The following is a 22,823-nucleotide window of genomic DNA, read 5'->3' on the forward strand; positions in this document are numbered from 1 at the left end:
CTTCATTTTAATAATTTTTTTTCGGTTTTTCTCGGGCCCCCCCCCAACACAAACAACCCTGTAACAAAACCATCTTTGAGCTTTCTTATTTGCTTTTTTTAGCTTTTCGTTCTTCTTGTTCCCAGCGTTTCAGTGATGGAAATGGATCATACGCCCATTCAATTCGTCCGTTATATTTATAAATTCCATAATGTAAATGTGGAGGGAATTTTCCAGATGTCCACTTTTTCCCGTATCCAGTACTTCCTACGAATCCAATCACCGTTCCTGGTTCAAGGATGTCGCCTTCCTTAATCCCTTTATTATAATTAGCCAAGTGTGCATAATAATGATAATTGTTATGCATGTCACGAATACCGATACGCCAGCCACCATAATCATTCCAGCCCATCGTTTCCACCATTCCATACGTAGTTGATTTCACTGGAACACCATGAGATGCAAACAAGTCGGTACCTTCATGCATTCTTCGGCCACCCCATCCTCTTCTGTCACCCCATGTGCTACGATAACTATAATTATGTTGAAGTGCCAAAGGAAAAGCATTTTTATCTAAATTGATCGTTTCAAACTCTTTATAGATCTTTGCAATCGTCAAAATTTGCCTAATGGTTTCATCTTTATGATAATAATCCTTTAATGCTCGTTTGAAATCTTTTTCTGTTGGTCCATATCTACTCAAATATTCAGACATCGCATACATCACATCATCGTCATTATTACGATCCGCGTATCCGTCTTTATTTCCATCCGCCCCATTTCCGTCAAATAAAACGATGGAGGTTATGTCTATATCATTCATTTCAGGATTAAGGATGCCCGTCCAATAATCATCCGAAAATTGAATTGCCACGACACCCTCTCGTGTAGGAATGTCGTTCCTAACTTGTTGGATATTCCGTTCGTATTGGTCAACTGCTGCTAAATAGTACCATGGCAACGTTACACTCGAGTACTTTATATAGTAATCCATTCGCATTTCCAAAATTTGTTCTCGAGTTGGCTCTTCAGCAGCCATAACTTCGGAGGAATAAAGAAAGAGAAATGCACTTAGGGAGCTTATGAGAGTAATTAAACGCAGCATTCGCAAAAACCTCCTTTTTTAATACTCCATCTATCTTCCCCAATTAAAACACAATCATGAATAATAAATTTTACCTTTCCTACAAATAAATATTTATGACATTTCCGAGCAAAATAAAAACGACTGCTCCATAAAACAGTCGTTTTCCTTCAAATTATTTAACACAAGCTTCTATAAATGCTCTAAAAATTGCAGCAGATGTAGTCTCATTTTTCAATAATAAATACTCAGGATGCCATTGAACCCCCAGGACAAACTTGTGACTTTTACTTTCAAATGCCTCCACAATCCCATCACTCGAAACAGCGCTAACCTCAAAACCAGTGGGTACCATCCGATTCGCCTGATGGTGAAAGCTATTTACTTTAAACCCTTCTGATTGCGTAATTTCATGTAACAAAGAACCCTTTGTAACCTGTACAAAATGAGATGCGTGCCAACGAGGTGCTTTTTGATCATGCTGCAAAAGCTTTTTCTCCGTTTGAGAATAAATATCCTGGTACATATCTCCACCAACCGCAATATTTAAAATTTGAGCACCTCGACAAATCCCTAATATCGGCTTATCTAATGTAAGCATTTTTTCAATAATAGCTATTTCAAAAGCATCTCTTTCAGGAGTGATACTTCCAAGACCATTATAAGGCTCTTCCCCAAACAAAGTCGGGTCAATATCCCCGCCTCCTGTCAAAAGTAACCCATCAATCTTTTCAACAATAGAATCAATTGCATCCCCAACTTGATTAGGCAACACGAACGGAACCCCACCAAACGCAGCAACCGCCTCAATATTATCCATAGAAACAGTAAGAGTTTCCTCTTTCAAACTAGAAGAAACACCAATAATCGGCTTCACATAAATCCCCCTTTTCATTCCCACGATTCTTTCACCCCATCGCCCTCTTTATGACAATAGTATTTCTGGTGCCAGGCACCTGTAATACTATTGTCACAATCATCTATCCATTTTTTTCTTCCATAATTTCATTGGATTTTGCATTTCGTCTGCAAGTTTCATATGTCCCATTAAAAATGTACGTTTCTCTTCAGGTTTCTGTAAATCTTCATAGATAATTGCTGATTTATCGAGCCCCACTGCTTTCGCCTCATCAAGCGTTGCACAATAATACGCTTTATCCACACCAACAAAGTTCATTGCTGCAAAACACATGGGGCAAGGCATACCACTTGCATACATAGTAAATCCAGACAAGTCATTGAGTTGCAACTTCTCCTGGGCACGTCGAATTGCAAGTAGCTCCGCGTGTCCACTAACATCATGTTTGATATGTAATTCATTTACACCCTCGCTAACGATTTCACCATCCTTCACAAGCACTGCTCCAAATGGCTGCCCTCCGTTTTCCACGTTCTCGACCGCTAGCTCCACCGCTCTCTTCATAAACTTCTCCATCTCGATTGTCTCCCCTCCTTTTGAAGCAATTTTAACATAATTAAAGAAGCGTACGATACCTAATAATTAAGGAGATTTCCCATTTATATGGCATGGCAACGCTCAACCAATCCCAACCAGTTTCGAGATCAATTTCTCTTAACCATTTCTAATCTTGCAAAGCAACCCTATATAAAAAAGCCAAGAACTAAAACGGATTTGAAAATCCGCTGTTCTTGGCTTACATATTAAGTATTATTCTGCGTTACGCATTTCATCTAATACACGATTTACACGTTTTTCTAGCATTTTCATGCCGCTTCCGCCAGCTTGGAAATGACGAAGTTGTCCATCTTTGTCGAAAACGTAATAAGCAGGTACGTATTGATTTTCAAACGTGTCTGTAAGCTTCATTTCGCTATCAACAAAAATAGGTTGTGAAATATTGTGTTCCGCTGCTACTTTTTTAATTTCATCCAAATCCACGTCTTTTTCGGAACGTGGCATATGAACAGCAACAACGTTTAGTTCATCTTTATATTGATCACGGAATTCGTTTACATTTGGCATTGCTTCCTTACATAATCCACAGCTGATTGACCAGAAGTGAACCAATGTAGGTTTCTCGCCGACTAAATCGCTAGTGGATACTTCTCCATTTAACCATGTAGTAGCACCTTCTAGTTCTGGCATCGGTGTACGTAATTTCATTTAAAGTTCCTCCGTTACTTAATTAATCAAATTCACCTTGGCGCATTTGAGTCCATTTTTTTGTATTGTGCATACAAAAAATAGAACATCCGCTAGAGGCTTTTAGATTAAAGTGTTTTTTGACCTGGACGCCAGTTTGCTGGGCAAAGACCGCCAGTTTGAAGAGCTTGTAATACACGAAGTGTTTCATCTACGTCACGGCCAATGTTGTTGTGATTTACTACTTGATATTGAAGTTCACCTTCTGGGTTGATGATGAATAGACCGCGAAGAGCTACTCCTTCTTCTTCAATTAGAACGCCATATTCACGAGCAACTTGTTGGTTGTGATCTGCTGCAAGTGGGTATTTTAAATCACCTAAACCGTTGTCTTCACGAGATGTGTTGATCCAAGCTAAATGTGTGTGGATTGTATCAGTTGAAACTCCGATAACTTCTGCATCTAAATCTTGGAATTCATCGTAACGATCTGACATTGCTGTGATTTCAGTCGGACAAACAAAAGTAAAGTCCATTGGATAAAAGAATAATACTGTCCATTTATCTTCTTTCATAATCTCTTCTAAGTTTACTTTACCAAAAGATTTGTCCGCCATTACTGCTTCCATTGTAAATTTTGGCGCTTGTTTACCTACCATACGTTCTGCCATGTAAATCCCTCCAAAGTGTTTTTTATATAAATTTACTCACGCATTAAAGGATAGCAAAATATCCCTTTCAAATCAATTTTTCGCACTCGTATTATGTCGAAATGAATAATAATTTGTCATCTATGTGAATAAATTAAGAAGAAAAATGCTATTCCATGAGTATTTCCCGGGGAATAACATTTTAATTTGTCACAATATAAAGTTTTTTATAAAATCATGCTCGTTAGGCCTAATTAAACAAGTGAACCACCATTTTTACTATAATTCACAATTCCTTCCGCACTTCTATAGGCTAAAGCTGCTACCGTTCCTGTCGGATTATAACCACCATTATGAGGGAAGTTTCCTGCACCAACTACAAATAAATTCTCAGCATCCCAATGCTGTAGATAAGAATTCACTACACTATTATCTGGACTACTTCCCATAATTGTTCCACCTGTATTATGCGTTGTTTGGTAACCTACTATATCGTAGTCTGTAATAGGTTTTTTAATATCTACCGTTTTAGCACCCATTTCCTTCATAATATTGGAGCATACCTCTGATAAATGTTTATGCAGAGCTCGGTCCTGATCCGTAAAATTATACGTCATTTGAAGAAGTGGTACGCCATAAGCATCCTTATAATTACCGTCTAATGAAAGGTAGTTCTCTTTATGAGGCATGGATGCGCCTTGTCCACCAATTCCTAATGTACGAGTGTAATTATAGATAGAATTCTTTTTAAATTCTGGGCCCCATGTAGGTGTATCACTTTGTATCGGGTTTGTTTCAATAGGTCTATACCCCGTCTGTGTGATAGAAATACTGCCGCCGTGTATAAAGTCTAAATCACTATGGTCAAAGTTATCCCCGTTGAAATCATCGATCGTCATACCAAGTGCTCCTGCACCCATGAAAACATTCATCTGTTCATCAAAATAACCAGTAGCTCCAGGAAGTATTTGGTAGCAATAGTTTTTCCCAAGTGTTCCTCTTCCCGTATCAGGATCATATTGTTCTCCAATTTTAGAAACCATTAGAAGTTTAGCATTGTTCATCACATAACTTGCCAACACGACTACTTCTGCTGGTTGAATAAATTCTTCACCAGACTGAGTATCAATATATTTAACACCGGATACTTTATTTCCATTTTTAATTACTTCCACTACATTGGCATGAAACCTCTCTTCAAAGTTTCCTGTCTTTCTAGCAGTAGGAATAACTGTTATTTCAGGTGACGTCTTAGCACCATACTCACAACCGAATCTTTCACAGAAACCACAATATTGACAAGCATTAATAACTTCACCATCTGGATTAGTATAAGCTTCCGAAAGATTTGCAGAAGGTAACATAAAAGGAGTATAACCAAGTTTTTGAGTTGCTCCTTCAAACTTCTTCAATATTGGTGTCTTCTTCATAGGTGGAGTTGGAAACTGTTGAGCTCTTTTTCCCCAAAAAGGATTTTTATCTTCCCCAGAAATCCCAGCTGTTTGTTCATACTTATAAAAATACGGCTCTAATTCATCGTAAGTTACACCCCAGTCTTGAAGAAGATATTCTTTAGATAATTTATTTGGACCATACTTTTGGTCGGTCATCGTTTTAATTTGGAAATCATAAGGATAAAATCTCCATGTATGTCCATTCCAGTGCGTTCCAGATCCACCTAGCCCTTCACCAAGTAAAAAAGAACTTAATTGGCGCATAGGTAATGCAGGCATCTTTCGATTATTCCGAATGGTGATTGTCTCTTTTGATAAGTCTTGCATTAATTCATAACGAAGGGCATAACGATATTCGTCATGAATCCTTAGATAATCTTCAGTCCCTCGTGATCGGCCTCGCTCTAAACCAATCACTTTTAATCCGGCTTTAGCACATTCGGCAGCAATTATGCCACCCGTCCAACCTAAACCAACTACAATAACATCTACTTTTGGTAAGTTCGTAGCCATAAAATTATACCCCTCTTCTCATTCTCTACATTTCGCCAAGTGACATTGGCTCAATTTTTTGGAATTTTTCATCTTCAATTAAATTAATATAGGCCATCTGATGACCAGGAAATTCCTTCATTCTCCAAGCATCCATGTTATTATTTCCACCGTACATAGGATCTGAATAAGCACCTTCCAAAGTAGCAGACCTTAACAAACGAAAGAAGAATGCTGACGTTGTTCCGGCCATTGGGATTTCATCATTTTGAAAAGCAGTTAAAATTTCATCCATTTGCTCACCTTCTAAACTAGAAAACCCTGTGTCAAATCTTTTATTCGCCTCAGCTTCTAACAATGTAATTCCTTGTCTAAAAATTGCCCCTCGTGTCAAACGACTTTGATACCCTTGCGTAGCCGCTCCCACTGCAAATGGGCCGTGCATATATTCCCTCGAATTACTTCCATACTGCCCTGCCAATTGATGGTCAATAAAATAAGGTACACCTAACTCAATTGCCCCTGGTCCTAAATCATCTTTAGGAAAAATACGCTCCGTCGCATTAGAGAGCACTTCAAAATCACGAGTATTTTGAAAGAATTGCATTCCGCGAGGTGTAGGCATTGCATGATTTTCCTTTCCTACATTGGACACACCTTGGTCAGTCTTATCCATATTAAATCCAACTAATCCTCCGATGATCCCCCCACCGATTAAAGCCCCAGTAGCAACACCTGTCGTTTTTAAAAAGTCTCTTCTTGTAATGTTTTTCTTTCCTTCTGACATACTCATAGTCTCCTTAAAAATATTGATTTGGAATTTTTCTTCTATACCAAAGCATTGACAAATCTAACCAAACTCAATCATCCAAGCTAAATATTTCTTGAATTATTTACTACTCACTGAAGTTATGAATTGTTACAGGGGTGTTACTGGTGCCTGGCACCAGTAACACCCCTTAACAAATCAGTAGAAAGAAGATCTCGAATATCTCCCCCAAATTTCCCATACAATAGTAAAGCTGCTGTGTAAGGGAGGAACTATATGGGGTATTACATCAGAGTGGAAAAAGGTGTGAATGTATATGTGGAGGATGTTAATCCGACAGGAAGCAAAACAATTTTGTTCATCCACGGTTGGCCGGCAAATCATCAGATGTTTGAATATCAGTTCAATCAGCTTCCTGCTATGGGGTATCGGTGCATTGGAGTCGACTTGAGAGGTTTCGGTAAATCGAGCAAACCTTGGGAGAGCTATTCGTACGATCGTATGGCGAATGATATTCGTATCGTAATTGATACTTTAGGTTTAGAGGAAATTACGCTAGCGGGGCATTCGATGGGTGGTGCCATTTCGATTCGATATATGGCACTTCATGGTGGACATAAAGTAGCTAAACTTGCATTAATTGGAGCTGCAGCACCTGTTTTCACAAGACGCTCCGATTACCCATACGGAATAACGGCCGAAGAAGTCAATAAATTAATAGAAGAAACTTACGCCGATCGACCGAATATGTTAAGTGGCTTTGGAGATATCTTTTTCGCTCGTTATGTGACAAAAGACTTTATCGACTGGTTCCATGGACTTGGATTAATGGCGTCTGGAAACGCAACAGCAAAATGTTTGGTTTCTCTCCGAGATGAAGACTTGCGCAATGATTTACCTTTCATTCAAGTACCGACCGCTATTTTGCACGGTAAACATGATAAAATATGTCCTTTTGTTTTAGGAGAGTTATTGCATCAAGGTATTAGTAACTCTGTATTAATTCCTTTTGAATATAGCGGGCACGGATTGTTTTATTGCGAAGTAGAAAAGTTTAATCAGGAGCTTGTGAGGTTTATAGGATGAAAGGAAAATAAAATAGCTGCTGCTCAGCATATAACACTGAAGCAGCTTATTTTATTTACAATGCAAATGTCGATTAATCTTTGTTATAACTAAGTATGTAAATTACCTATACTACTAACTATCGAATGTATTCTGATTCAATTGAGCAAGTTTTTTTGCACTCTCTTTTGGAAACTTACTATTTGTTAAATAGCCACCAACAACTAATAAATCAGCTCCTGCCTTTATAAGTTCTGGTGCTGTTTCTAAGTTAATACCACCTGCAACTGCAACCTGTATATTCTCTAAACCTTCAACAAGATTAAAAAGAGAATAAGAAGCAACTTCCCCGCTTTTCTGCATATCCTTGCCTACATGAAGACAAAATAGCCGTGCACCAAGCGAGTAAATTTCCCTCACTCGAATAGAATCTTCAATTCCAAGCAAGTCGATCATGACCTCCCCATGTTTTTCAGCTGCTACTTTTAAAGATTGTTCAATTGTTTTATTTGTTGCAAAGCCCATAACCGTTGTGATATTTGCACCGGCACCAAAAGCCTGCAAGCATTCGTAAATTCCTGCATCACATGTTTTCATATCAGCAACTATCACACTTTTTGGAAAATGACCTCTAATTTCTCGTAAAGCACTCATTCCATAATCCTTAATTATACTAGTTCCAATTTCAATCCAATCAACATAATCTTTTGTTTGTTTTATTAGTTTAATTGACTCATCTATAGTCATTCTATCAAGTGCTAACTGTATTTTGAATTTCTTCATTATACTCCGGAATATGCCATAAATCCGCCGTCTATCGGTACCGTAATACCGGTTACAAACCCTGAATAAGTATCATCCACTAACCAAAGCATCGTTCCAAGTAAATCATCGGGTGTTCCGAATCTTTTCATTGGTGTATTTGTTAAAATCTTTTCAGATCTTGAAGTATAAGTTCCATCTTCATTCATTAATAGTTCACGATTTTGAGTAGTTAAAAAGAATCCTGGTGCAATTGCATTTACCCGTAATCCAGTTTCTGCAAAATGAACCGCCATCCACATAGTGAAGTTGTTAATAGAAGCTTTAGCTGCACTATAGGCAGGAACCTTAGTCATAGGAGAATATGAACTCATTGAAGAAATATTCAATATGACAGCTGATTTATGTTTCAACAAATCACTACCAAACACTTGGCTAGCTAAAAAAGAGCCAGTAAAATTAGATGCAAAGACTTGATAAAACCCATTTTCCTCCAAATCAAAAAATGACTTTTTCACATTTTCTCCACCAAATGTTTCTTCGGAAGTTATTGCATCTTGATGATTCCCTCCAGCTCCATTTAAAAGAATATCAACACGACCAAACTTTTCAATGATCATATCCCTTGCGTTTTCTAATGAAATACGATCAAGTACATTCGCTACAACAGCGAGCGCTTCACCCCCATTTGCAATAATTTGATCTGCTATACTTTTCCCTTTTTCTTCCGTTCGATTCAATATAGCTACTTTTACACCATGCCTCGATAATTCTATTGCCATTCGTGAGCAAAGTACTCCGCTTCCACCTGTTATAACTGCAACTTTTCCAGACAGATTTTCATGTATGGGTTTCATACTTACCTCCTATTTACTAGCTATAAAAGCATCCCACAAGCCGTGGAGATACATAATTCCAAATGCCCTATCATATAATCCATATCCTGGACGGCACTCTTCTCCCCATTGACGTCCGTGGTCTGGTCGAACATAACTTTCATGTCTAATGGTTGCTAATTCCTTAACGTTCCATCCGAAGTGTAGTGAGAAGTTTCAATGAAGTCTCCATTATCGAATATCTTTACATTTCGGATATGTGCAAAAGGTGAATATTGTGCATATTTAGATTCTAGACTTACCATATTATTTAATGGAATTGCACCTAAGGAGCAGTACAAAACGTTAAACCATTCAAATCTCCTTACTCGAATACAATAACTGCTTTTCTAACCTTATCAGGATTATCTTCCACAAACTTGAAAGCTTCCTGCACATCATTAATTGAGAATTGATGAGTAATTAATCCATCATGTGTTAACTTTGCATCATTTAATAGAGCGACAACTTTACTAAATTGTTTTGTTTGAAGACGTGACCCCACAATTGTCAGCTCTTTTTTTGTAATTGGTAATTGTGGAATTGAGGAAGGTCTTTCATCAAAACCAAGAACAACAATTGTCCCTGCAACCGAAGCAGCTTGCACGCTCAATTCAAAAGTAGATGGCAAACAAACAGCATCAATCACAACATTAGCACCTTCTCCATCTGTTAATTCAAATACTTTTTCAACAACTGACTCTTTTCCAGCGTCAATAACGAAATCAGCACCATTTTCTTTAGCGAATTGCAAACGTTCGAAATTTAAATCCGTCATTAATACTTTCGCACCGTGAAGTTTAGCCATTTTTAATATACAAATTCCTATTGGTCCACAACCTTGAATTAAAACGGTATCTCCTTCTGTTATGCCTCCACGCCAAACTGCTTGGGCTCCAATAGTATACGGCTCCGCCAATACTGCCTCGTCCCAATCTATATTTGATTTCACTACATGTAATTGGTTCACTGGTAAAACAATATACTCTTGCATACCTCCGTCTTCATGAACTCCAAAAACGGAGAGTTCCTTACAAACATTAGGTCTTCCTTTTCGACATGCGTAGCATGTTCCGCAAGACCGGATTGGTTCCACAACTATATGGTCCCCTATTTGAACACTAACTATATCTTGCCCTACTTCTACAACTTCCCCTGTAACTTCATGTCCAACAACTCTTGGATATGTTGCAAGTGGATTTGTTCCATGATAAATATGCATATCAGATCCACAAATCCCTACTCTCTTAACTTTCACAAGTACATCCGTAGGAGTCTTAATTTGTGGCTTTATAATATCAACTAACTCTAAATTGAATGCTTTTTGTATTAACACAGCTTTCATTAGTCATTCACCTACTTAAATAGACTTGGTAAAAATAGCGTTATTTGTGGTACATAAGCAACAAGTAATAAAACTATCAAACTAACACCTAAAAATGGTAGTAGCTCCCTAGTAGTTTTCCCTATCGAAACTTTTCCAATTTGAGAAGCAACGAATAAACAAACACCTACTGGAGGTGTAATTAATCCAATCACCAAATTAAGTACCATCATGACACCAAAATGGACAGGATCCATTCCAATATTAACTGCAACTGGTAATAAAACTGGGAACAGTATTACTAATGCTGCAATTGTTTCCATAAAAGTACCTACAAATAACAACAAAATATTTATTAATAAAATAACGATAATTGGATTATTAGAAATTCCTAAGATTACATCCGCTACTAATTGGGGAATTTGTTCACTTACCATAATCCAACCAAATAGATTTGCAAATCCTACTAATAACATAATAGAAGCAGTACTAGTCATAGAATCTAGCATAATTGATGGGATTTTTTTAATTGGTAGTTCTTTGTAGATAAAGATTCCTACAACAAATGCATATAAAACTGCAATAATTGAAGCTTCTGTTGGAGTAAAATATCCACCCAAGATTCCGAACAAAATGATAACCGTCATAAATAATGCCCAAAATGCACCTGTAAAACTTTTTCCAATCTGTTTTAATGATTTACGTTCACCCTTTGGATAATTACGTTTTACTGAAATTATATATGTAGGAATCATTAAACCTAATCCTAGTAATACTCCAGGTAAAGCACCAGCTAAAAATAAGTCTCCAATGGAAACGGATGCAAGCGTACCTACTATAATCATTGGTAAAGATGGAGGTATAATTGGTCCTACGGTTGAAGATGATGCTGTTACAGCAGCTGAAAAACCAGCTCCATATCCTTCCTTTTTCATTGCAGGTATTAATATTGCGCCAATACTTGACACATCGGCTAAAGCTGTACCTGATATACCTGCAAATCCCATTGATGAGCCAACATTAGCTAAACCTAGACCACCTCGAATATGACCAATAAAATTATTCGCAAAATGAATAATACGATCAGTAATCCCACCTGCGTTCATTAAGTTACCCGCTAATATAAAACCTGGTATACATAATAAAACGAAGGAATTCAATCCACCAAACATTTTCTGCGGAATGATTGTTAGTGGAATATCATTTAGAAACAAGTAAAACAAAGAGGAAAGACCAAGACTAAACGCTACAGGAACTCCTAGAAAAATAAGTGCGATAAAGGACAGAAATAGTAATAAGGCCATTATAAATCTTCACCTCCAAAGTTTTGACTATAATCTTGTTCATGCCTTACTAAGTCAACAATTTTTACAATTGAGTAAATAACTAAAAATATAGACATTATAAAAATTGATGCATGAACAAATGACATTTGAAATGGCATAGTAGCGGATGTTTGATTATGTCCAATTATCATAAACCTGTATCCTTCCTTAATCATTACTACACTTAATAATAAAATTGCTGCATAAATCACAATTTCATAGTAACGACGGAAAGAACTGGTCATCTTGTTTAAAATTAAATCTACATTTATAAACTCATTTCTTAATAATGCAAGTGGTGCTCCGAAACAAATAGCATATAAGAAGAAATAACGAGTTAACTCCTCTGTCCATATTGCTGTATATGGTAAGTATCTTGACAAAATTTGAATTGTTACTGTTATAATTACACCTGCAAAACTTAGAACAGTGATTATTCCTAATACACGCTCTATTAATTTAGCCATAGTACAACTCCTTTCCATTTTTCAAGAAAGGCACAGCTGACGATAATCATCAGAGGTGCCTTTACAAATTTTTACTTAGTGTTTAATATTTTCTCGTACATTTCAAACTGTTCTGGAGCAAGAGTTGATTTAATTGCTGGTAACATGATTTCGCGGAAAGCATCTTGATCAACATCAACAAATTCCATTCCTTTTTCTTTTAAATCTGCTTCAACACTTTCAATTGTTTCTTCATATAAATCATCACCGAACTTTTGTGCTTCTTCTGAAGCTTCTAAAACTGCTTTTTGTTGCTCTTCATTTAATGCTTCAAACTGCTTGTTTCCTACTAATACATAAATCCAAGAATAAACATGTTCTGTACGGTTAACAAAATCTTGCACTTCATATAGACCACCACTTTGAATTAAATCAACTGGATTTTCTTGACCATCAATAACTCCTTGCTGTAACCCTGTAAATACTTCGTTAAAGTCCATAACTTGTGGCTTAGCCCCAGCAGCTTCCCATACTTTAAGGAACAATGGCACGTTAGGTACACGCATACTAAACCCCTTTAAGTCAGCTGGAGTTTCAATCTTCTCTTTCGAAGTTAAATTTCGTGGTGCACGTGTATGGTAGTATAGAGGTGTTAATTTTACTTTTTCTTTAATCTCTGCTTCAATTTCGTCTCCAATTTCACCTTCGACTACTGATTTCACGTGTCCTAAATCACGGAAAGCATACGGAACTGCCATTAATGCGGCTTTTGGGGCCCAGTTTTGCATTGTTTCTCCTGAAATTACCATATCCGCTGTACCTGCTTCTATCGCGTTAATTGTATCTGTTTCTCCACCAAGTGAGTTATTAGGGAAAATCGTGATTTGAATTTGACCATCTGTTTTTTCATCTACTAATCTTGCAAATTCTTCTGCTGTTTTATGCCAAATATGATTTTCATCAGCTAGGTGACCAAACTTCCATTTAATTACTTCTTCATTTGAATTGCTTGTGCTTCCTCCATCAGAACTACATGCCGATAATAAAAGTGTAGCTGCTAAAATACCAGAAAATAACTTTATTTTTTTCATTTTTATTTCCCCTTTTCTATTTATATTTTTTATTTCTAATAGATATACAAACCTTATTTCCCAATGTAAGTAATATCACCCCTTTCAAATTTTATTAGTTTGTTAAATATTCTAAAACTGATGCAGCAATGGTTATGCCATTCTTTCTATTTGCTTCTTCATTTAATTGCTCTAACTCACCTGGAATATATACTTGGGAGAATCCTGGAGCAGGTTCGGAGGCATGAAGTTCATCTATCATTAAGTCCATATTCCTTAAAAATCCCTCTGAATTAGTGAAATATTCTGGATTTATAACGCAGAAGTAATGCCCAAGCTTCCGTTTCTTATCAAGATTCTCATACATTTTTCCAATATGTGGACCAAATGCAGCACCTGCAAGTAACCCAGAAAAAATATCTACCATTAGAGATAACCCGTAGCCTTTAGGTCCACCAAAAGGGATTAAAGAAACTACTTCTGAAGGATCTGTAACTTGGTTACCATCTTTATCGACTCCCCACCCCTGCGGAATAGATTTACCCTCTGCTTTGTATTGCAGTATTTTTCCGAGAGCGACGGTGGAAGTAGCCATGTCCAAAATGAACGGCTTGTGTCTTTTAGCGGGAACACCGTATGCTATTGGGTTTGTACCTAAGAATGAATTTTTTCCCCCAAATGGAACAACAATTTTATCTGTATGAGTCATCGCTATTCCGATTAAATTCAATTCAGCAGCTTTTTGTACGAAATAGCTTAGTGCACCGCAATGACTACTATTCAATGCAGTGACCATTCCTACTCCATTTGCTTTTGCCATCTGTATAGCATGATTCATTGCTATATCACCTATAACATGACCAAATCCATCATCACCGTCAACAATACCTGTCACAGGTCCTGTTTGATGAAAAGAAATATTTGCATTCGCATTTATTCCTCCTGCCATCAAACGATTGACATAATGTTCTATTCTCAAAAGTCCATGTGAATTTACATTTCTTAAATCTGCATGTACAAGAATTTCTGCTACTTTATTAGCATGGTCTTCTTTTAAACCAACATTTAATAGTTTCTTGACAGCATGTCTTTTTGCTTCCTCATGATTTATAGTAACCGTCGACATAGGGCCCCCCTATTCCAAATTGTAATGTTTGTTTTTCAGTATTTCATTTGACCAATTATTATTCAAACTATCAATAATTGCCGCATCTAAAATTATATGTGCAGCTTGATCAAACTGATTTCCTAATGGCTGTATCGTGTTAGGTTCACCTAACACTCGATCTTTTGTTGCGGCATGTAAAAATAGCCCCTTATAAGTTTTAAGTTTTTCTTTATTAGCGGTCACTAGAAAGGCTAATGCTCCTATTTTTAAAGTGTTTTCTAACATATGTAGTGTATTAGAGGTTTTTCCTGAACCCGAAAGGACTATCAACACATCTGACGTTTCAATAGCTGGGGTCGTTGTCTCACCAATTACAAAAACCGTCTTTCCAGTATGCATTAGTCTCATCGCTACCGCTTTAGCAATGAGTCCTGATCTACCTTCTCCACTAAAGAAAAATCGATCTTTACTTCGTAATAAATCTACAAGGTAAGAATATTCCATCTCATTTATTTGTGAGCAAACTTCATTTATTTCGCCAATAACAGTTGAAATTGTATTCATAGAATCACCTTCCAATAATGGTTTAATTATGAATGAAAGCGTTCACCTATTCGAAGTATGGAAGTCCTTCATTATCACCTGGAACTCTTGTGACAAGAGAACCTAAATCATTTGCAATTTCAGCGTCTCTAACGGTGAAAAATTATGAAGATAACTTTAGATAAATCCTGCATCGACTGGATCTATTACACTAACATTAAATGCTTTTACTTCTATCCATTCACCATTCCGATATAGCCTTGAACTCTTTTCACCATCTTTTCAAAATTATTAAACTTATATTTTTAAAAAATTTTCCGAGTCAAACTTTGATTCCAAACCAGTAATTAATTTAATTACATCAAGTCCAGTCAATAATATAACTACAGAAGAGAATATTTTCTCATAGGTTTCTCGCGTGGTTCATCGTTATGATAGATCTCCAATTGTTAAAACCTGAAAATTGGTTGTCATAACGACTTTCTCCTTGCATCTATAATGATTTCCGCTCGATTAGAGTCGGAGGATACCGTTTGATTTGGTACTCAGTATCTAATTCATCATCATTTAACAGAAGCAATAGACTTTTTACAGCATCCTTACCCATTTCAAAGGTAGGCTGTTTAATAACAGTAATCGATGGAGTCCATATCTCTAAGAATGGAGAATCATCTATTGCAATTACACTTACCTCCTGTGGAACTTGGATATTTTTATCTTTAATAAATTTTAATAATTCTATCAGCGACAAGTCATTTGTAGCAAAAAATGCTTTTGGTCTATTGTGCGAAGACCATATCTTCTCAAGTCGATTAATAATATCCGTTCTCTTAACAGCAACAATCCATTCACTAACAGGCTCTATATTATGTTTTAACAATGCTTCTTTAAACCCTTCTATTCGCTCAACTCGAGGTGTAACATTCCGAATTATAGAAGTTGCAACAATGGCAATTTCTTTTCTATTTTTTTGAAGAATGGATTCAACAGCCAGATGTGCAGCTTTTTTATTGTCCAATAATATTGCTGGATACAATGGTTCATCAATTTTTCTATCCACAAAGACTATAGGAAAGTTATCTTTTTTTAGACGTTCATATAGATCTAAATTCCCATTTGTAGGAAATATTATTAGTCCATCTACTTGCTTTGCCATAAGCATATCAATGTAATCACGCTCTTTTTCAGGGTTATCATCGGCATTACATACAAACAAATGGAAATTATTCACTCCACACTCATCTTCAATAGCACGTATTATTTCAGTAGAAAAAGTATGGAGAATGTTTGCCACAATGACACCAATAGTAGCAGATTTTTTTTGCTTAAGACTTTTCGCAGCAAAGTTTGGTATATATCCAAGTTCACTAATAGCTTCACGAATTCTATCCTGAGTGGAAGGGGCCATATACTCAAATCGATTATTTATAAACTGTGAGATCGTGCTTTTGGAACATCCAGCCTTTAACGCGACATCGGCCATTGTAACTTTCTTCATATTAATCCTCTTTTCAAATATTAAACCGATTTACTAAATCGATTTATTAAAAGTATAGTTGAAAGCCCTTTCAAAATCAATACTAAATCTTAAGAATATTCTTCAAGTTCAAAATACTTTTGAGACTTAATTAACTCAATTTCTTAAATAAGTATTAGTCTCCTCCTTCACTTTATTGTTCAATAATAGTTAACCTCTTAACTTATATACGAAATATTGATAATGTTATAAGAGAAATGAATGGCTGAATCCCTTTTATCGGACGCCAAATAATTTTGCTGATATAAAAAACAGCTCAAAACATAAAAGTTTTGAGCTGCTCATTATTAGCTTAGTTTCCAACTGTGATTACAATGGCGGAGGAACTGTAATCGTTCTATATCCGTCGATTGAATCAACAGCAGTTACAATAATTTCACTATTCGAATATGCCATAATAGACACGGCAAAAATTATTATGATTAAAATAGATTTCTTCATATACTTCATTCCCCTTTAACAATAAATTGGACAGCCTTTTCAAACTTATTTTCTTTTTTATAATAATCAGCTAGCAAATTTGAAAAATGTTCATGTGCGCCTCTTAACTCCACAAGATTAGCTGTATAAGGAATAACCTTTTCTTCCAGAAACGCCATAGCATCGTTTTTTTTATCGTTTAATAATTTTAAGTAAAAAAGTGAGAATAAACGAATATGTATTACCCTCATTTTTGTAGCTTCTTCTTTTAATAATTCAAAGCTGTCTTTGGATTCTTCCCAAAGTTCTAACGCGTACTCGGTATAAGCAACATTATATAAACAAAATAGATAGCTTTCGTTTTCTTTTGGCATTAAGGATATACTTTTCTTAAAATAAGCGAGCGCAATAGAAAGATTATCCATCGCCTCATGAAGATTTCCTATATTATTATATATCCGCGGCAGAAGATCCAACTGATTGAACATTTCCGCATTTCTAATTAAATGACTATACATTTCAAGAGCCTCATCATACAGTTTAGCGTGAGAATAGTTAATTGCTAACATCATAAGGACATGAAGAATTCTCTTAAAATTATAGTGTTCATTATATGCTTGCAAAGATATTTTTCCGTAATGTATTGCTTGACTATGCTGCTTTAAATATCCCTTAACAAAACTTAAATGATAGTAAAATTCACCTTCTAAAGATCCTAATCTGCGGTCCTCCTGAACTAGGAGAGATAGTAGTTCATCACCTTCAAAATATTTTCCTCTTAATATTAAAAGTAACCCCTCAAAATAAGAAAGTAAAAACTGCTCTTGTTGGGAAAAATTCTGCTTCTGTGTCTGCAACCACTTTAACTGTTCCTCGCCCTTATTATAATCGTTAATAAATATATAATATCTTAACCTATATAGCTCATACATATAAGCATAGTCAGTAAAAATAATGATATCTTCATAGTTTTCTAATTGATTAAGTGCCTCTGTTATTTTTTCTTTCTCATAATACTGAATATGATCTAAAAACTCTTTAAGTAAATGTCGAATATTTTGCTCACTTTTTTCAACATCCTGCAAGTTAATGGACAATCTCTCTAGCAACAATCGTAACGTTTCTTTGTTGGCATCCTTCGCATTATTCTCTATTTTACTGAGATGAGGAATTGAACAAATCCCCATCGCTAGCTCCCTCTGCGTTATTCCCTTTTTCGTTCGGTGGTACTTGATCAATGAGCCAATCTGCACAATCTCAACCCCTACACTTAAAATCTACTATCATTATATAATAATCGAAATTTTCCCAATAAACAAAAGATTTATTATGTGATAGTTTAAAAGTGTACTAAAAAACCAACCGAAAAGGAGTCAAGAAGAATGAGAAAAGTAAAAATGCTCGTACTAAGTGCACTAATTGCAGGGACTTTATCCGCACCAATTCAAGTCGCAGGCGCTACACCACCTAGTGAAGACAAAAACTCCTCGGAAACTTTCCGCGTTTACGTGGAAGCAAACAACAAAACAACGAAATCTACTTTAAAAGACCAGTATAACGCTCGCTGGGAATTAACAGAGAACGGATTCTCAACAAATATGAATCAAAAACAATTTGAAGCATTGCAAAAGAATAAAAATGTAACTGTAACAAAAGTGGACATTGTAACATTGGATACGGATGTACGTGCCTCCGAATTTGAAGCACTTGCAGGAGAGTATCCGACACAACAAGTCCCTTGGGGTATAAAAGCAATCTATAATAATAGCAATCTTACTACCACTTCAGGTGGACAAGGTATAAATATCGCAGTTCTAGACTCGGGAGTAAACACTAGCCATTATGATTTAGTTAACACAGTAGAGCAATGTAAAGACTTTACAGGATCTACCCCTTTAGTTAATGGTAGCTGTACCGATGGTAATGGTCATGGAACCCATGTAGCTGGTACCGCATTAGCAGATGGTGGAAGTGACAAAGCAGGTATTTATGGAGTAGCTCCTGAAGCTGACCTTTGGGCGTATAAAGTTTTAGGAAGTGATGGGTCAGGATATTCCGATGATATCGCTGCAGCTATTCAACACACTGCAGATCAAGCGGTGGCAACAGGTACAAAAACAGTTATCAATATGTCTCTAGGCTCTTCTGTAAGCAATAGCTTAATTACTAACGCAGTAAACTATGCATACGGCAAAGGTGTGCTTATCGTTGCAGCCGCTGGAAATTCTGGACCAGCACAAGGCTCCATTGGATATCCAGGAGCACTTGTAAATGCAATAGCAGTAGCAGCACTTGAAAATCGTCAGCAAAACGGAACATACCGTGTAGCAGACTTTTCATCTCGAGGATATAACTCGACAGATGGTGACTATGTTATCCAACAAGGTGATATAGAAATCTCTTCACCAGGGGCTTCCATTTATTCTACTTGGAATAATGGTGGATATAACACAATAAGTGGTACATCCATGGCAACTCCTCACGTTGCAGGACTTGCTGCTAAAGTTTGGGCTCAAAATCCAACTTGGTCCAATACACAACTTCGTACAAATCTACAAAGCCGTGCTAAAGAAGTTGATATTAAAGGTGGAATCGGCGCATCAACTGGCGATGATTACGCTTCCGGTTTTGGATTTGCTCGTGTGCAATAAAAGATTTACTTAAATAATCCCCCCTCCCTCCACTATACCAAGTGGAGGGCTAATTATTTTAATGCTTTAATAAATCCTCTACTAACTCAGGTAAATATTCCTTTAACTCTCTAAATTCAAACCCTAATTCCTTTGCTTGTTCATTTCGAATTAACCAAGTCTCCGAAATATTAAAGGGAGAAACACTACTTTCAATTTTGGTAGAAATTATTTTTGCAGAAGTTTTTGCTTTTTCTTCTATTATATTAATCATATCTTGTAATATTACGCTTCCATTGGAAGTTGCATTTATTGGCCCAGTGAATTCAGAAAGACCTATCCAAGCTAAGAATTGCCCTGCTTCCTCTTCCGAGATAAAATCTATAGCAGCATCTAGATTCACTAAATTGATTTCCTCTTGATTGACTATTCTCTCCACATAAAATTTAAGTCGTTCCGTGTAATCATTCAAACCAATCACTATTGGAAATCTAACAGCGACGACAGGGAAAGGAGCTTTTTGGAAAAACACCGCTTCAGCCTGTCGTTTTCCTTCATTATAAGTAAAATCTTCTTTTGGCCCAATAACAATAGGATGCTCAATTGGAATAAAATCCTCTTCTACATATCCTGTTTCTGCATTCCCTTCGTCATATACGGACTTAGAGGAAGTGAAAACATATTTCTTCGTATTGTCTTTGAAAACCTCAATTGCAGCCAATGCCTCCTGTGAAGAATAACAGATTTGGTCAAATACAATATCCCAAGTCACGTTATCTAGGAGTTGCTTATTTTCCAACAGATTCAGTCGATCTACTACGATTCTATTCACTCTAGTTGAAAATGGATCCTCTGTTTTCCCTCTTGTCGCAATCGTAACCTCAAATCCTTTTTCTAATAAAGCTTCTACTAAATGCACCCCAAAAAACCGTGTGCCTCCTAAAACTAAAGCCTTTTTCATTTTCTAATCCCCTTTAACTGTTTCGTTTTTCTACTATTATAATTTGAATCTTCCTTACAACAAAGTTTTTAACCAAAATCTATTAAATTTTTAATAAACTAATCAATTGGACCAGCTCTTCAATTTAATAAACCATAAGTTATTGTATGCCAACTTTGGTAAATCTATTAAAATCTTTCACACCCATGAACTACCACAAAGAGCTGTTCCTAGAGTCGATCCGCTAACCGACTCTGGAACAGCCCTTTTTTATTACTAAGATTGGTTCTTTGACTCCAGCTAAAACAGTAGTTATTGCTGACACTGCAGCGTCACCTAGAACGCTTCCTCACCGAAAGTGCCTACCCCACCGTCTATAATTTCCCCACTGATCGATGGTAGTAACGCTTATATTTTGCGCCAAATTCAGCGTTCAATCAAACCGTTACGTTCAGGACCACATTTGCTCCTCATGGACTTCCAACCTTAGATGTAACTTTACCAATTAGATGTTTTTCTATGCGAATGCTGCAAATGAGATTGCTACTGTAATTGCTACTTAGGAGATAGTAAACCTATTAGAAATCATAGTTTTAAGTATTTCTTTATTCACAGATGCAAATTCTGGAGATCCACAAGGTGAAGCCATTGTATCTGGAGGCGCTCTGCTAGTTGCTGGCGTACTGGTAACACTGCACGAATATTCGTAGATGCATCAGTTACTTCACCTACTGTCGTCGGATATGCTACAAACTCTGGACGATACCTGGGACAAATCACTGTCCGTGATATCGTCCAATCTAATATAATCTTCCACAACCCATAAAAGGGCTGCCCTACAAAGTCGATCCGCTATTCGACTTTGGGACAGCCCCCTTTTATTTGGTTAATTTTTTTTAAAAAAGTTCAGCATATAATTTACGTTCCCATTCATCCACGCGATAGAAGTGTTTGTTCCATTCTTCCTCTTTTACTTTGATGAATTCTTGCCAAATTGGTCGTCCAATTCTATCTGCCAGTACTGTATCTTTTGAGAGATGGTCTAGAGCTTCTTTCAAATTACGTGGAATCCATTCAATCCCTAGCGCTTCTAGTTCTTGTTCTGATAGTGAACCTGCGTCTTTTTCTAATGGAGCTCCTGGATCCATTCTTTGTTGAATGCCATGTAATCCAGCAGCGATAAGTGCTGCAGATAGAAGATATGGGTTACATGTGCCATCTGCTCCACGGTATTCAAATCTTCTCTCTCTACGTGGTTCTAGAACACGCACCAGAACAGATCTATTTCCTGCGCCATAGCACACATGTGCAGGTGCCCATGATCCTGGAACCATACGTTTATATGAATTCATTGTCGGTGCCCCAATAGCAGCTAATGATTTCCCATGATGCAAAATACCACCCATGAAATGATACGCCTTTTCTGAAAGAGCTAAACCTCTTTCGTCATTTAAATCCTTGAATAAGTTCTTTGCTCCATCGAACAGACTAATATGAATATGAAGTCCGCTTCCCGCCAAATGATTGAAAGGCTTAGGCGCTAGTGTCCCTACCATTCCCATATCTCTTGCCAAATGTTTAAACAATTGCTTAAAGGTTACTTGATCATCCGTTGCTTTTAAACACTCATCGTATTTCAAGTTAATTTCCACTTGTCCTGGTCCAAATTCGCTAGACATTTGTTCCGTTTCCACGCCCATTTTAGCCATCGTTTCTATAAACTTTTGCGTAAACGCTTCTTGAATATCTAAACCATCAGAAGAAAAACATGCACTACTATCAGCTGGTACTAAATTTCCGTTTTCTTCTTTTAATAAATATGCTTCCTGCTCATAAACCATAAATAATTTTCCGCCTAAAACTTCCTCTGCTTCTTTTAATAATTTTTTCAAAACACCACGTGGGCAACCTTCCCATGGGTTTCCATTTTCATCTACTAAATCACAAAACATTCTTGCCGTATTTCTGCGATGTGGTAAAACGACGAAAGTATCAGGGTCCGGAATAGCAAAAAAATCTCCATCATTTGGTCCATATAAAGGATTTGGAACATACGTATCAAACATAGTAAAGTCCATAATAGCTGCGCTAAAATTCACACCATCTTCCATAGCACTTTTAATGCTTGATTTTTTTATAGTACGAGCTCTAGTTACGCCTGTATAATCTAAAAACTCAATGCGAATATATTCAATTCCTTCTTTTTCAATTCTCTCTAGTACTTGTTCTCTAGTTGTCACTTAATA

23 protein-coding genes and 1 pseudogene are annotated in these 22,823 nt (G+C 36.6%); 2 read left to right on the plus strand and 22 right to left on the minus strand.

The window, feature by feature from the left end; genetic code table 11:
• Nucleotides 1-85 precede the first annotated feature (85 nt).
• The 7 genes from WAX74_RS03345 to WAX74_RS03375 all read right to left on the minus strand — a co-directional run bounded on the left by WAX74_RS03345 (nt 86) and on the right by WAX74_RS03375 (nt 6,550).
• Nucleotides 86-1,084 (minus strand): M23 family metallopeptidase, encoded by a 999-nt coding sequence (locus WAX74_RS03345; RefSeq protein WP_336496247.1) that lies wholly within the window; start codon nt 1,082-1,084, stop codon nt 86-88.
• A gap of 154 nt (nt 1,085-1,238) precedes the next feature.
• Nucleotides 1,239-1,940, minus strand: a complete 702-nt coding sequence (locus WAX74_RS03350) for a gamma-glutamyl-gamma-aminobutyrate hydrolase family protein (protein ID WP_336496248.1) — start codon at nt 1,938-1,940, stop codon at nt 1,239-1,241.
• A 99-nt stretch (nt 1,941-2,039) separates the two neighbouring features.
• Entirely contained in the window at nt 2,040-2,498 is a 459-nt protein-coding gene (locus WAX74_RS03355) for a nucleoside deaminase (RefSeq protein ID WP_336496249.1), read from the minus strand.
• A gap of 234 nt (nt 2,499-2,732) precedes the next feature.
• Nucleotides 2,733-3,188, minus strand: a complete 456-nt coding sequence (locus tag WAX74_RS03360; protein ID WP_336496250.1) for a TlpA family protein disulfide reductase — start codon at nt 3,186-3,188, stop codon at nt 2,733-2,735.
• Between the two features lie 107 nt (nt 3,189-3,295).
• A complete protein-coding gene (locus WAX74_RS03365; RefSeq protein ID WP_336496251.1) occupies nt 3,296-3,838 on the minus strand; it encodes a peroxiredoxin in 543 nt (180 codons plus the stop codon).
• Between the two features lie 233 nt (nt 3,839-4,071).
• Nucleotides 4,072-5,784, minus strand: a complete 1,713-nt coding sequence (locus WAX74_RS03370; RefSeq protein ID WP_336496252.1) for a GMC family oxidoreductase — start codon at nt 5,782-5,784, stop codon at nt 4,072-4,074.
• 25 nt (nt 5,785-5,809) lie between these two features.
• Nucleotides 5,810-6,550 carry a gluconate 2-dehydrogenase subunit 3 family protein gene (locus WAX74_RS03375; protein WP_336496253.1) on the minus strand — a complete coding sequence of 247 codons (741 nt, stop codon included), beginning with the start codon at nt 6,548-6,550 and terminating at the stop codon, nt 5,810-5,812.
• A 258-nt stretch (nt 6,551-6,808) separates the two neighbouring features.
• Between WAX74_RS03375 and WAX74_RS03380 the strand changes: the two genes are divergently transcribed.
• Nucleotides 6,809-7,618, plus strand: a complete 810-nt coding sequence (locus tag WAX74_RS03380) for an alpha/beta fold hydrolase (protein ID WP_336496254.1) — start codon at nt 6,809-6,811, stop codon at nt 7,616-7,618.
• Nucleotides 7,619-7,732: 114 nt separating this feature from the next.
• Here the strand turns inward: WAX74_RS03380 and hxlA are convergent, their stop codons facing one another.
• The 12 genes and pseudogenes from hxlA to WAX74_RS03440 form a co-directional block, all read right to left on the minus strand.
• Entirely contained in the window at nt 7,733-8,380 is a 648-nt protein-coding gene (gene hxlA, locus WAX74_RS03385; RefSeq protein ID WP_336496255.1) for a 3-hexulose-6-phosphate synthase, read from the minus strand.
• Nucleotides 8,380-9,216, minus strand: coding sequence for an SDR family oxidoreductase (locus WAX74_RS03390; protein WP_336496256.1), 837 nt, complete (start codon nt 9,214-9,216; stop codon nt 8,380-8,382). The genes hxlA and WAX74_RS03390 overlap by 1 nt, the downstream gene beginning before the upstream one ends.
• 9 nt (nt 9,217-9,225) lie before the next feature.
• A pseudogene (locus tag WAX74_RS03395) lies at nt 9,226-9,550 on the minus strand (mannonate dehydratase); the annotation flags it as partial.
• Between the two features lie 9 nt (nt 9,551-9,559).
• Nucleotides 9,560-10,579, minus strand: coding sequence for a zinc-binding alcohol dehydrogenase family protein (locus WAX74_RS03400; protein ID WP_336496257.1), 1,020 nt, complete (start codon nt 10,577-10,579; stop codon nt 9,560-9,562).
• A gap of 11 nt (nt 10,580-10,590) precedes the next feature.
• Nucleotides 10,591-11,865, minus strand: coding sequence for a TRAP transporter large permease (locus WAX74_RS03405; RefSeq protein WP_336496728.1), 1,275 nt, complete (start codon nt 11,863-11,865; stop codon nt 10,591-10,593).
• Complete coding sequence (locus tag WAX74_RS03410) at nt 11,862-12,350, minus strand: TRAP transporter small permease (protein WP_336496258.1); 489 nt, start codon at nt 12,348-12,350, stop codon at nt 11,862-11,864. The genes WAX74_RS03405 and WAX74_RS03410 overlap by 4 nt, the downstream gene beginning before the upstream one ends.
• A gap of 71 nt (nt 12,351-12,421) precedes the next feature.
• Nucleotides 12,422-13,420 (minus strand): TRAP transporter substrate-binding protein, encoded by a 999-nt coding sequence (locus WAX74_RS03415; RefSeq protein WP_336496259.1) that lies wholly within the window; start codon nt 13,418-13,420, stop codon nt 12,422-12,424.
• Between the two features lie 94 nt (nt 13,421-13,514).
• On the minus strand, nt 13,515-14,525 hold the full coding sequence (gene allD / locus WAX74_RS03420) for an ureidoglycolate dehydrogenase (RefSeq protein ID WP_336496260.1): 1,011 nt from the start codon (nt 14,523-14,525) through the stop codon (nt 13,515-13,517).
• Between the two features lie 9 nt (nt 14,526-14,534).
• Complete coding sequence (locus tag WAX74_RS03425) at nt 14,535-15,071, minus strand: SIS domain-containing protein (protein WP_336496261.1); 537 nt, start codon at nt 15,069-15,071, stop codon at nt 14,535-14,537.
• Nucleotides 15,072-15,543: 472 nt separating this feature from the next.
• Nucleotides 15,544-16,548, minus strand: a complete 1,005-nt coding sequence (locus WAX74_RS03430; protein ID WP_336496262.1) for a LacI family DNA-binding transcriptional regulator — start codon at nt 16,546-16,548, stop codon at nt 15,544-15,546.
• A gap of 348 nt (nt 16,549-16,896) precedes the next feature.
• Nucleotides 16,897-17,028: a hypothetical protein gene (locus tag WAX74_RS03435; RefSeq protein WP_336496263.1), complete on the minus strand. Its 132-nt coding sequence runs from the start codon at nt 17,026-17,028 to the stop codon at nt 16,897-16,899.
• A 5-nt stretch (nt 17,029-17,033) separates the two neighbouring features.
• A complete protein-coding gene (locus WAX74_RS03440) occupies nt 17,034-18,260 on the minus strand; it encodes a helix-turn-helix domain-containing protein (RefSeq protein ID WP_336496264.1) in 1,227 nt (408 codons plus the stop codon).
• Nucleotides 18,261-18,389: 129 nt separating this feature from the next.
• Here WAX74_RS03440 and WAX74_RS03445 point away from each other — a divergent pair, with 129 nt between their 5' ends.
• Nucleotides 18,390-19,658: a S8 family peptidase gene (locus WAX74_RS03445; RefSeq protein ID WP_336496265.1), complete on the plus strand. Its 1,269-nt coding sequence runs from the start codon at nt 18,390-18,392 to the stop codon at nt 19,656-19,658.
• A 58-nt stretch (nt 19,659-19,716) separates the two neighbouring features.
• On the opposite strand, the gene WAX74_RS03450 is transcribed toward WAX74_RS03445, so the two are convergent.
• The 3 genes from WAX74_RS03450 to WAX74_RS03460 form a co-directional block, all read right to left on the minus strand.
• The gene (locus WAX74_RS03450) at nt 19,717-20,598 is read right to left on the minus strand and encodes an NAD-dependent epimerase/dehydratase family protein (RefSeq protein ID WP_336496266.1); all 882 of its coding nucleotides are present in this window, start codon (nt 20,596-20,598) and stop codon (nt 19,717-19,719) included.
• A 588-nt stretch (nt 20,599-21,186) separates the two neighbouring features.
• The gene (locus tag WAX74_RS03455) at nt 21,187-21,396 is read right to left on the minus strand and encodes a hypothetical protein (protein ID WP_336496267.1); all 210 of its coding nucleotides are present in this window, start codon (nt 21,394-21,396) and stop codon (nt 21,187-21,189) included.
• Nucleotides 21,397-21,473: 77 nt separating this feature from the next.
• Nucleotides 21,474-22,817 carry a glutamine synthetase family protein gene (locus WAX74_RS03460; RefSeq protein ID WP_336496268.1) on the minus strand — a complete coding sequence of 448 codons (1,344 nt, stop codon included), beginning with the start codon at nt 22,815-22,817 and terminating at the stop codon, nt 21,474-21,476.
• Between the last annotated feature and the right edge of the window lie 6 nt (nt 22,818-22,823).

The sequence above is a fragment of the Psychrobacillus mangrovi genome, assembly GCF_037104765.1.
GTDB lineage: Bacteria > Bacillota > Bacilli > Bacillales_A > Planococcaceae > Psychrobacillus > Psychrobacillus mangrovi.